The organism is Acetobacter sp. (assembly GCF_047721705.1).
Classification (GTDB): domain Bacteria; phylum Pseudomonadota; class Alphaproteobacteria; order Acetobacterales; family Acetobacteraceae; genus Acetobacter.
The window spans coordinates 1-9,725 of the sequence record NZ_JBDNXK010000107.1; the positions used below are offsets into that span (position 1 = coordinate 1).

Genomic DNA, 9,725 nt, shown 5'->3' on the forward strand with positions numbered 1-9,725 from the left:
ATCTCGCAATACGCTCTTATCGAACCATTCTTTTTTGAATTTTCTATTATATTTTCAATAGTTATAAGATCATAATCTTCCAGAACGACACCGATTTTCAGTCATAAAGCACAGAAACTCACAGCTTCCCGATCTCTCGACAGATCTGCAGCAGCCCTGCCATCCTCTGCTGCAGCACGGCGCCAAGCACTATCACCCCCTCCAGAAGCCTCGCGCCCTCGCTGTCAGCCTTCAGGCTTTCCAGCCGCCCGCGCAGCAGGGCATGCTCGATCTCGATCAGACGCAGCACGTCGTGCAGTCCGGCATGGAGGTCCTTGAGACCGGGAGCGTGTGCGGGCGGTGGCAGGAGCGGATCTTCAGGCATGATAATCCCTTCGACAGAACGCCGTTTCTGTGCGAGGATCTGACCATGACGAGTGACGGGTCCCGCAACATTTCGATTCACAGAACTACGCTTTTCCGACTTACATATCAAGCGGAAATCCGTATAGCGTCCTCATTTTGTGATGAGGACAACAGGCGTGGCCCGCAAACGCAGACAGAAGCGCAAGCTCATGGATGAACAGATCCGCCTGATGCGCGAGCGTGGCGAGCGTCTCCGTGAAGCCGCCCAGAGCATCGGCATCACCCACGCCGCAAAAGCGGCCGGCGTCCCCTATACAACCCTGCGGGATTATATGAACGGTGGCGAGATGAAGTTCTCCGCCATCGCTTCACTGGCCCGCGTCTGTGGCGTCTCCCTGGACTGGCTGGCCTTTGGCAACGGTGCCGGCCCCGGAACCGACAGTCCGGACGGAACGGCCAGCACCACTCGACAGATCGTCATCCCCTGGCACGACAATCACGAGGAGGGCCTGCGGATCGGTCGTGACTGGCTGCAGAGCGCCATCCCCCGGGATCTCTCAGCCCTCTACCTGATGACCAGCGAGGGCGATGCGATGGAGCCCACGCTAGCCTCGGGCGATCTGGTGATCGTCGACCGCAGCGTGACAAGCGTCACGGCCAGCGCCCTCTACGCGCTGGAAAGCAGCGGCACGCTGATGATCCGTCGCCTCGATCCCCGTCTGGGTGGTGGTGTGCGGGTTATAGCCGACAACCACCGCTACCCGCCGCAGGATGTCGAGGAGGACCATCTGGACTGCTTCCGGCTGCTGGGTGAAGTTGTGTGGACCGGCGGCGTGCCCCGGACGTAACGACCCGGCCGAAAACGACCGGCGAAGAGCCGACATTGAAGAAATACGATATTCCGTATTGACGACAGGCGATATCTCGTAAATTATCCCTCCCATCAGGCACGCAGGGGCAGCGCTTTCCGCCCTTCTGCCATCGGGAGGTCATGATGGTGTCTCTGTCAGTTTTCGATCACACACCCTGTCGGATCGCGTCGTTCAGCGTGTTTTCTGTCCCTTATGGCGCAGGAGCATCCTGACATGCTGCTTGTGACAGCCCTTGTCTTCGGGGTCGTGGTGGGCGGGATCATCCTGCTGGTGTACCTGAATAAATTCGGCGACTGGCTCATAACGAGTGATGTCCTCTCTCCGAGCCTCATCATGATCTGCACCTATCTGGCGTGCATGTTTCTGTTCCACCGTCATGACTGACCGGGAGAGCACGATGCCCCTCAATGACACCATTCTGCAGCCCGGTGAGAGCGGCGTCGATAAAAAGGCTGCCCGCCTTGCCGCCTATGAAGAAGAATATGGCGCGGAAGAAGCTGCAAACCGCAAGGAACTTCGTGACAGGACGTTGTTCTGTGCCTGTGTCTGCGTCATCTGCGGGATCGTCATATCGATCCCCTTTCATCCGATCATCGTGTTCTGTTTCGGGCTTGCCGCGTGGGTCTATCCCCGCAGGCCGATGCTGGAAAAATGCAGGACTGCAGAAGAACGGCGAAAGTTCTACGGGCTCGACTAAACAGGTCCGATTCAGAAACAACTTTTACTGACGAAATCAAATAAATCCGCCTGAATACAGTCGGTAAGACAGACACACACCCAACTGCCTCCAATATCTGGCCTTTCCATCATCTCACAACAAAGGAAAATACCTCCATGTCCTCACGCTCGCTCAAGATGCTCGGCGGTGCTGTTTCCCTGACAGCCATGATCCTGCTGTCCGGCTGCGCCACGGAAGGCAACGAAAGCCTCAAGAACGAAACAGTGACCTCCATCGACCAGAAGATTCAGGATGGTGTCACGACAAAGGCCCAGATCCGGGCTCAGTTCGGCGATCCCCGTGAAAGCTCGTTTACCGACAGCGGCCACGAACAGTGGCGCTACTCCTTCACCAACGCCTCATCGGACGCGGCGAACTTCATTCCGCTGTATGGCGATCTTCATCAGGGGACGCATGGCACCGAGAAAACCCTGACCGTTCTCTTTAACGGTGACGTCGTCTGGCATCACACCATGAATGCCTCGACGGTCAAAACCGGAAGCGGCGTCTTCTGAGCCCGCATCCGGCCTCCCGGATGCCGGGTGACATCTGCTTTCCCCATGAAACGGACTTCCTTCATGAAACCTTTCCTGTCCCTATCGCTGTTCTCTGCCCTGTCGCTGCTCACTGTTTCTGCTCACGCTCAGGCGGCCAGTCAGAGCGACAGACAGATGATTGCGCACGCTCACTGGCTCAACGCGGAACAGGCCCGACCAGCCACAGCCTCGGATACCGCCACCCTGCAAGCTGTCCCCGACCTCACGAAAACAGCCGGACAGTATCACGATCTATGCGGGACACGCGTGACACCCAAAATCCTGCCTCTCGATGTCGGCGGTAATCCCGGCATCCTCACGGCGGTCATCGAAGAAGATCCGGCCTGCTTCGGGGGTGATGGTGCCCGCTACACCCTGCTCGACAGAACGCGTCATGTCGTGTGGCAGAACTCCGCTGCCGCCATTGCCATTCTGGAAAGCCGTCATGACGGTGTTCACGATCTGAGTTTCGGTGGACCGGGTCCAAAGACACCTGTTTGGAGCTGGTCGACAGCCAGACACGCCTATCAGTTACGCGTCGTCATCGAAACCGAATAAAAAGAACCCGCCATGAACAGGAATGACATCGATTTTGAAGGGATCAGGGCCCGGTTGGGTCTATTCTGGGAGACCCCCGATGAACTTGTCCTGGCTGCGATGGGCAGCACCGTTCTGGCGGGGTTTCTGTCCTGTGCGTACCGCCATGTCGAACGCGGCATGAATTCGGTTCAGCACGCCGGCTTCAGCGGGTTTCATATTCTGGGTGTAACGCTCTGGGTGACCATCGTCTGTTTCGGCGCATCGTGGCTGAGCCGGAAACGCGCCTCCTTCAACATCCCCCGTCTTTACTGTGATCGTGCGTCATGGGGCATGACGCTATTCTGTCTCGTCAAAATCTATGTTTTTCTGCAATCATCGCAGACAGAGACAAGCCGCTTCTTTTTTGCGTTCTCGACCTTCCATCTCTATTTCACGCCCGGTTCCGGCATTCTGTTTCTCCTTGCTGCTCCCGTCCTGTTGTGGCGTGCAACACGGATCGAAAAGGCACTGGAGGCGGACAGACAGCAGGACGGGAGAGAGCCTGAACTGCTGCCGCCACATGATGACAAAAACGACTGAACGGCAACCAGCCTCCCGTTGGGGAGGCTGGTCCGATCCGCTCATTCAACTGCGCGTCTGTTTTCCAGAAGGCGCAGAATACTGATGACGCCATTCAGTTCCGGCACGTCTTCCGCCAGCCTGTCGCGATAGGCCACAAGCAGCGGAAGAATGACGGAAGAGACGATGTTCTCGACATCCTCGTGATCGATACTATTCGGGCGCGCCATAAGAGTTATCCCTTGTTTATGGCTTGACACCAGGGTTCTTCATCAGGGACTGCTGACTTACAATCCTTAAAGAATTTCCTTGGGAATGAAGGGACATCCCCTCATCGCCAGTAACCCGAAGTACCAGTCAGTTCTTTCTGACTCTGTACTCGCGCGTGCGCCCGCGCAGGGGTAGTTGCCGCCCCTGTTCAGCAGCGCGCGCTGATAGTCTCCTGCCCGATGAGCGACGTTCCTCCCGGTTGCAGACACGCTGCGCGACAGCCGCTTCGATGGCTTCCGCGCAGATTGCCTCCAGCCAGTCCGGGTGCGCCATCATGTCGAGCCAGATCACGCGCAGCAGCGGACGGTCCGGCTGACTGAACCAGTCCTGCTTCTTCGCCAGACGGTCCAGAGAGGCTTCCTCGACATCCGCCCGGCAGATCCGGTCGGAGCCCAGCATGCCCATTACCTCGATGCAGAGCAGAGGGGTCTCCTCATCCGGTGCGCAGAGACCGAAATCGCTGCGCAGATACCGCCCTTCTTCCAGCCAGGGATGGCAGCACAGCTCCAGTTCATCGGGAACCATCTGCACGAGGGTCTCCCAGACGATGCGCTCGGGCGCGGAATCCAGTGTCGTGCCGTCGGACGCCTGTGATCCCGATCGCGGCAGATGCGGATAACGCCGGGCGAGCGCTTCCAGCATCCGCCGCCAGTCACCGAGGCTTTCGCCCAGCTGGTCGAGATGCCGGGCTTCCGGGCCACAATAACGCATCATGTTCGAGACAGGCGGTGCGCCCAGCCGTTCGGTGAGCGTGGCCATGAACTGCAGGTCCTCGTCTGTCGCATCCCACGGCGAGAGACGACGGGTCTGGCGAAGATGGCGGGCAGCGCGGGATACGCCGTGTCGGCCTGTCTGGTGGCGTGTAATCTGAGAACGCATGGTGAAAATCCTGAGCAGATCCATCGGACAGAACGGTTTCTGTCCGATGGCAGAGTGATGACTGAAGGTTTGAGGGTGATGGCCTGACGACCAGAAAGATGACCAGAAAGAGGCAGAGCAGAGACCCGGCACTCACGCCGAAGCGGCGCTGTCCATGACCTCCTGAAGCGTCTCTCCAAAATCTTCGAGGAGATCACCGAGCAGCAGCACATGTCCTTCCAGCGGGCGACCAAACGGCAACGTGTCGTCGACACCGTCATCGCGGGCGACACACAGGGCCGGCAGCAGCACGTCGTGCATCTGCAGCCAGACATCGATCAGCCGGTCGAGGCCAGTTCGGGGCAGAGAGAAATGTTCGGCAGACATAAGGGATAATCCTTGTTCCTGCCTGCCCTGCAGACGCAGATCGACACCGGCACGCTCTGAAGCGTCCGGTGATCGAAAAAGCCGTCTGGGGCAGACCATGAAAAAACAGATGTGGGGATAGAAAGAAAAAGCGTTCAGTCGCCTCGGCAGGACAGACCGAACGGCAGCAGATCGTCTTCAGGACATTCGAGCACACCGAGATGTTCCAGTCCCGCCTGCAGGCTGTAGCCGGGCGCGCAGTCCATGCTGAACCAGTGCGGGTCCACAGCCAGACCATTGATGACAGGGGCAGCCTCCACCGCTGTGGAGGCCGACAGGCAGATCAGCTCCGACGGATTGATCTGCCGGCTCAGCGCGTAGAACAACATCAGATCCCGCTGCGGGTCGGTCAGTCCGAGCAGGTCTTCAGGTGCGAGACCCGCCAGCCGCCCGCTGGACGCGGCATGCACGATCAGACTCATCGGCGTGTGGAACATCAGATGCGGCCAGAGCTCCCGGGCCGCGCGATGCAGGCACAGGCCCGGCAGGGTCAGAGCGGGGTCGTCATCCGCGAGGAAGCGCCGCAGGAAATGGTAGTTGAAGACGGCGATGGCGTTTGATGCGTCCATGCCCTCTTCGGCAAAGACCAGTGGCTCATCGAAGCACAGCCGACCGCTGGCGTCATGATGCAGTGCCATCGTGCGGACGTAATCCCATACAGTAGAAACGGTGAGCGGGGTCCACAGGATATTCTGCACGACGACCACGAAGCGGCTGCCCTCGGTAAAGCCGGTCATGGGGCTAGCCGGCCACCAGCTGATCAGGCGCAGGCGAAGGGACGTGAGGTGTCCCACGTCAGAGCGCAATGCACTGACCGGCGAGGCGTGAGAGAAAAAGGAAGACGAGATTCGTGTCATGAAACATGTCCTGAAAGGCGAGGAAGGACACGGCGGGAGCACACAGGCCCAAACGCCACGTTCTTCTCTCTGGGAACGAAGGGACCAGTCCCTTCATCGCCAGCCCTCAGAACCGAGGATGTCTCTCTGTCCGATCGTCTTCTCTCAGACCTCGTCTTCCGGTTTCGAGGATGCAGACTTTGACGGGGTCAAAGTCGCGCCGTCAGGCGCGCATCCGGCGGCGTCCGAAGGACCGCACGAAAAATGGCGGATAACCGTCGTTTTTCGGCGTTTTGCGTGCGCCCTGCGCACCAAAATGCGGTATCGTGCCTTAAATCAGGGTCGAAGCAGCCGATTGATGTTTATTTCAGCGAATGACAGGTCACCGAACCTCATTATTTTCGGAGAAAATGACGCCATTCTGAGACGGAACAGGCTGTCATGGCTCTGCTGTGACAGCATATTGGAGAGCGTCATACTGTCCGCTGACGCCGCGCGGGATGCTGTCATCGTATTTCAGCGTGCCGGCGCTCGCGGAAATGATGTCACGAGAGGTGACATCATACGATACAGTTCCTCATCGTCCCTCGACGGCCAAGGCCTGATCGGGCAGATTGTAACGACCTGTTCTGTCAGCCTGAAAGTCTGTTTCCATGCCCCGTGGTCGCCCCCGCAAGAACCCGGATGCCGCTCCGCCCCCCAAAAAGACGGCACGGGCGAAAGCGAAGGCAACAGCGGCCACCCTTGGCTTTGAGCAACAGATGTTTCTGGCAGCCGACAAGCTGCGCAAGAACCTCGAACCGTCCGACTACAAGCACGTCACGCTCGGGCTGATCTTCCTGCGCTACATCTCCACGGCCTTCGAGGCGTATCACGAGATCCTTCTGCACGACGATCCGGCAGCCGCAGAGGACCCGGACGAATATCTGGCCGAGAACATCTTCTGGGTGCCGGAAACCGCCCGCTGGTCGCATCTTCAGGCCAACGCCCGCTCGTCTGGCATCGGCAAGATGATCGATGACGCCATGCTGGCCATCGAGCAGGCCAACCCTGAGCAGCTCAAGGGCGTTCTCCCCAAGGATTACGGACGTCCCGCGCTGGACAGTGTCATGCTGGGCGAACTGATCGACCTCATCTCCGAAATCGGCATGGGCGGCAGCGAGGATCAGGCCCGTGACGTGCTGGGGCGCGTCTATGAATACTTCCTCGGCGGCTTTGCCGGTGCGGAAGGCAAGCGCGGCGGCGAGTTCTACACCCCGTCCAGCGTCGTCCGGACACTGGTCTCCATGCTCGAACCCTATAAGGGCCGCGTCTATGATCCGTGCTGTGGATCGGGCGGCATGTTCGTGCAGTCGGAACAGTTCGTGGAATCCCACGGCGGCAAGCTTGGCGACATCGCCATCTACGGGCAGGAAAGCAACCACACCACATGGCGTCTGGCGAAAATGAACCTCGCCGTCCGGGGCATCGGCGCGGACATCCGCTGGAACAACGAAGGCAGTTTCCTGCGGGACGAGCTGAAAGACCTGCGCTTCGATACCATCCTCGCCAACCCGCCGTTCAATATCTCGGACTGGTGGAACGCCTCGCTAGAGGACGACCCCCGCTGGCAGTACGGTAGGCCGCCTGCGGGCAATGCCAACTATGCGTGGCTCCAGCATATCCTGTGGCACCTCGCCCCGAACGGGACGGCGGGCGTCGTGCTGGCCAACGGCTCCATGTCATCGAACCAGAACAGCGAGGGCGAGATCCGCCGCCGTATGGTCGAAGCCGACGTCGTGGACTGCATGGTCGCCCTGCCCGGCCAGCTTTTCTACTCAACGCAGATCCCGGCCTGCCTGTGGTTCCTGACCCGGACCAAAAACCCCAAAGGCTGGCGGGACCGTCGCGGGGAAATGCTGTTCATCGACGCCCGCAAGCTCGGCACGATGGTCGATCGCACCCGCCGCGAACTGACGGATGCGGACGTCGCCCGCATCGCCGACACCTACCACGCCTGGCGCGGCGAGAAGGACGCGGCCCCTTATGAGGACGTTCCCGGCTTCTGCAAATCCGTCACGCTGGATGAGGTTGAACAGCACGGCTTCGTGCTGACACCCGGTCGTTATGTCGGCGCGGAAGAGGCCGAGGAAGACAGCGTGCCGTTTGCCGAACGGTTCGCGGCGCTGGAGAAAACCTTGCAGGAGCAGTTCCAACAGGGCGAGGAACTGAACGCGAAAATCACCGCGTCTCTGAAGCTGATCGTCCCGCAGGAGGCTTCATGACCCTGTATCTTACTCCACTGGAACGGGTGCTGGACCGCCTGAAGGCAGGGTGGGTGCGGCATGTGGCCCATCCGAACGACGAGCAGTTGCGCGACGGGCTGATCCAGCGTTTCGAGTTCACCTACGAACTCAGCCACAAGACCCTGAAGCGGTTTCTGGAAGCCAACGCAGCCTCGCCGGAAGAATACGACCGCATGGGCTTTCCGGACCTGATCCGCTCCGCCAATGAAGCCGGGCTTCTCAAAAGCGCATGGCCGCAATGGAGCGTGTTTCGCAAGATGCGGAACATGACCAGCCACACCTACAACGAAGCCTCCGCAAAGCAGGTTGTGGCGACGATCCCGGATTTTATCGACGAGGCGGCGTTCCTGCTGGCTGTTCTGAAAGACCGGACCGCGTGACGGACCGGATCGACATCACGCCCGAAGAGCGGGCCATCGTGCTGCGGATTCTCAACGAGATTGTGCCTGACCGGGAAGTGCGGGCATTTGGCTCGCGCGTGACAGGCAAGGCCAAGCCGTTCTCTGATCTGGATCTGGCGGTTATGGGGGACGAACCGTTGCCGCTGGAGACGCGGGCGCGGCTGGAAGAGGCGTTTTCGGAGTCCGATCTGCCGTGGAAAGTGGATGTGCTGGATTGGACACTGGTCGATAAAGATTTTCGAGAAATAATTTTAAAAAAAGTGGTGAAATTTTCTCATGCATAAGAAAATAACCATCGGAGAAATTCTTGCTGCTTATGGCGGTGAAATTAAAACAGGTCCTTTTGGAACAACATTAAAAGCTTCTGAATATTCGACAGAGGGCGTGCCAGTTATTTCAGTAGGAGAAATAATTGATGGGGCGATTCGAATTAAAGCGCATACACCTCGCGTATCTTCTGACACTACCCAGAGATTGCCTGAGTATGTCTTGCAGGAAAATGATATTGTTTTTGCTCGGAAGGGAAGTATTGACCGTTCGGCGCTTATAGGAAAAAGTGAAACTGGATGGTTTTTGGGATCGGATGGAATCCGACTACGGTTTCCAAAAAATATTTCTTCAAAATATGTACGTTATTGGATTTCATCGGATGAAATAAAAAGATGGATTATTCAAAATTCAACGGGAACAACGATGGCTTCTCTTAATCAAGAGACTATCCGTCGAACGCCCATTTGGTTGCCCTCGCTACATAACCAACAGAAAATCGCCGCTATCCTCGGTGCCCTCGACGACAAGATCGACCTCAACCGTCGGACGAACGAGACGCTGGAGACGATGGCGCGGGCGTTGTTTCGGGACTGGTTTGTCGATTTCGGCCCGACGCGGGCAAAAATGGCCGGGCAAACGCCTTATCTCGCCCCCGAAATCTGGGAGCTTTTTCCTGACAGGCTGGATGATGAGGGGAAACCGGAGGGGTGGCATTATAGAAATCTTGGTTCTTTATGCGAGCGTACAATTGGTGGCATATGGGGCGACGATCAACCTAACATCAAAGCGTCTTCGAAATTTCTGTGCCTT

General features: G+C 58.2%; 15 protein-coding genes. 10 read left to right on the forward strand and 5 right to left on the reverse strand.

The window, feature by feature from the left end; genetic code table 11:
* Nucleotides 1–118: 118 nt before the first annotated feature.
* The gene (locus ABF824_RS14065; RefSeq protein ID WP_415489634.1) at nt 119–445 is read right to left on the reverse strand and encodes a hypothetical protein; all 327 of its coding nucleotides are present in this window, start codon (nt 443–445) and stop codon (nt 119–121) included.
* Between the two features lie 109 nt (nt 446–554).
* Between ABF824_RS14065 and ABF824_RS14070 the strand changes: the two genes are divergently transcribed.
* The 6 genes from ABF824_RS14070 (at nt 555) to ABF824_RS14095 (ending at nt 3,590) form a co-directional block, all read left to right on the forward strand.
* Nucleotides 555–1,193 (forward strand): LexA family transcriptional regulator, encoded by a 639-nt coding sequence (locus ABF824_RS14070; RefSeq protein WP_415489648.1) that lies wholly within the window; start codon nt 555–557, stop codon nt 1,191–1,193.
* Nucleotides 1,194–1,430: 237 nt separating this feature from the next.
* A complete protein-coding gene (locus ABF824_RS14075; protein WP_415489635.1) occupies nt 1,431–1,601 on the forward strand; it encodes a hypothetical protein in 171 nt (56 codons plus the stop codon).
* A 13-nt stretch (nt 1,602–1,614) separates the two neighbouring features.
* A complete protein-coding gene (locus tag ABF824_RS14080) occupies nt 1,615–1,914 on the forward strand; it encodes a hypothetical protein (protein WP_415489636.1) in 300 nt (99 codons plus the stop codon).
* Between the two features lie 137 nt (nt 1,915–2,051).
* Nucleotides 2,052–2,450, forward strand: a complete 399-nt coding sequence (locus ABF824_RS14085; protein ID WP_415489637.1) for a hypothetical protein — start codon at nt 2,052–2,054, stop codon at nt 2,448–2,450.
* A gap of 63 nt (nt 2,451–2,513) precedes the next feature.
* Nucleotides 2,514–3,029 (forward strand): hypothetical protein, encoded by a 516-nt coding sequence (locus tag ABF824_RS14090; RefSeq protein ID WP_415489638.1) that lies wholly within the window; start codon nt 2,514–2,516, stop codon nt 3,027–3,029.
* Nucleotides 3,030–3,041: 12 nt separating this feature from the next.
* Nucleotides 3,042–3,590 (forward strand): hypothetical protein, encoded by a 549-nt coding sequence (locus ABF824_RS14095; RefSeq protein ID WP_415489639.1) that lies wholly within the window; start codon nt 3,042–3,044, stop codon nt 3,588–3,590.
* A 41-nt stretch (nt 3,591–3,631) separates the two neighbouring features.
* On the opposite strand, the gene ABF824_RS14100 is transcribed toward ABF824_RS14095, so the two are convergent.
* The 4 genes from ABF824_RS14100 to ABF824_RS14115 all read right to left on the reverse strand — a co-directional run bounded on the left by ABF824_RS14100 (nt 3,632) and on the right by ABF824_RS14115 (nt 5,980).
* Nucleotides 3,632–3,799: a hypothetical protein gene (locus tag ABF824_RS14100; protein ID WP_415489640.1), complete on the reverse strand. Its 168-nt coding sequence runs from the start codon at nt 3,797–3,799 to the stop codon at nt 3,632–3,634.
* 127 nt (nt 3,800–3,926) lie between these two features.
* Nucleotides 3,927–4,718, reverse strand: a complete 792-nt coding sequence (locus ABF824_RS14105; protein ID WP_415489641.1) for a hypothetical protein — start codon at nt 4,716–4,718, stop codon at nt 3,927–3,929.
* 132 nt (nt 4,719–4,850) lie between these two features.
* Nucleotides 4,851–5,084 carry a hypothetical protein gene (locus tag ABF824_RS14110; protein ID WP_415489642.1) on the reverse strand — a complete coding sequence of 78 codons (234 nt, stop codon included), beginning with the start codon at nt 5,082–5,084 and terminating at the stop codon, nt 4,851–4,853.
* Between the two features lie 134 nt (nt 5,085–5,218).
* The gene (locus tag ABF824_RS14115) at nt 5,219–5,980 is read right to left on the reverse strand and encodes a hypothetical protein (protein WP_415489643.1); all 762 of its coding nucleotides are present in this window, start codon (nt 5,978–5,980) and stop codon (nt 5,219–5,221) included.
* Nucleotides 5,981–6,612: 632 nt separating this feature from the next.
* On the opposite strand from ABF824_RS14115, the gene ABF824_RS14120 reads away from it, so the two are divergent.
* The 4 genes from ABF824_RS14120 to ABF824_RS14135 form a co-directional block, all read left to right on the forward strand.
* A complete protein-coding gene (locus ABF824_RS14120; protein ID WP_415489644.1) occupies nt 6,613–8,223 on the forward strand; it encodes a type I restriction-modification system subunit M in 1,611 nt (536 codons plus the stop codon).
* Nucleotides 8,220–8,624: an HI0074 family nucleotidyltransferase substrate-binding subunit gene (locus tag ABF824_RS14125; RefSeq protein ID WP_415489645.1), complete on the forward strand. Its 405-nt coding sequence runs from the start codon at nt 8,220–8,222 to the stop codon at nt 8,622–8,624. The genes ABF824_RS14120 and ABF824_RS14125 overlap by 4 nt, the downstream gene beginning before the upstream one ends.
* The gene (locus ABF824_RS14130; protein ID WP_415489646.1) at nt 8,621–8,929 is read left to right on the forward strand and encodes a nucleotidyltransferase family protein; all 309 of its coding nucleotides are present in this window, start codon (nt 8,621–8,623) and stop codon (nt 8,927–8,929) included. The genes ABF824_RS14125 and ABF824_RS14130 overlap by 4 nt, the downstream gene beginning before the upstream one ends.
* Nucleotides 8,922–9,725, forward strand: an 804-nt coding sequence (locus tag ABF824_RS14135; protein WP_415489647.1) for a restriction endonuclease subunit S, incomplete at its 3' end; no start/stop codon positions are given. The genes ABF824_RS14130 and ABF824_RS14135, both read left to right, overlap by 8 nt.

What these genes read in the sequence shown, in the direction of transcription:
- ABF824_RS14110 (WP_415489642.1), bottom strand. Translation starts at nt 5,084, where the DNA reads ATGTCTGCCGAACATTTCTCTCTGCCCCGAACTGGCCTCGACCGGCTG.
- ABF824_RS14090 (WP_415489638.1), top strand. Translation starts at nt 2,514, where the DNA reads ATGAAACCTTTCCTGTCCCTATCGCTGTTCTCTGCCCTGTCGCTGCTC.
- ABF824_RS14105 (WP_415489641.1), bottom strand. Translation starts at nt 4,718, where the DNA reads ATGCGTTCTCAGATTACACGCCACCAGACAGGCCGACACGGCGTATCC.
- ABF824_RS14075 (WP_415489635.1), top strand. Translation starts at nt 1,431, where the DNA reads ATGCTGCTTGTGACAGCCCTTGTCTTCGGGGTCGTGGTGGGCGGGATC.
- ABF824_RS14070 (WP_415489648.1), top strand. Translation starts at nt 555, where the DNA reads ATGGATGAACAGATCCGCCTGATGCGCGAGCGTGGCGAGCGTCTCCGT.
- ABF824_RS14080 (WP_415489636.1), top strand. Translation starts at nt 1,615, where the DNA reads ATGCCCCTCAATGACACCATTCTGCAGCCCGGTGAGAGCGGCGTCGAT.
- ABF824_RS14120 (WP_415489644.1), top strand. Translation starts at nt 6,613, where the DNA reads ATGCCCCGTGGTCGCCCCCGCAAGAACCCGGATGCCGCTCCGCCCCCC.
- ABF824_RS14095 (WP_415489639.1), top strand. Translation starts at nt 3,042, where the DNA reads ATGAACAGGAATGACATCGATTTTGAAGGGATCAGGGCCCGGTTGGGT.
- ABF824_RS14100 (WP_415489640.1), bottom strand. Translation starts at nt 3,799, where the DNA reads ATGGCGCGCCCGAATAGTATCGATCACGAGGATGTCGAGAACATCGTC.
- ABF824_RS14115 (WP_415489643.1), bottom strand. Translation starts at nt 5,980, where the DNA reads ATGACACGAATCTCGTCTTCCTTTTTCTCTCACGCCTCGCCGGTCAGT.
- ABF824_RS14125 (WP_415489645.1), top strand. Translation starts at nt 8,220, where the DNA reads ATGACCCTGTATCTTACTCCACTGGAACGGGTGCTGGACCGCCTGAAG.
- ABF824_RS14085 (WP_415489637.1), top strand. Translation starts at nt 2,052, where the DNA reads ATGTCCTCACGCTCGCTCAAGATGCTCGGCGGTGCTGTTTCCCTGACA.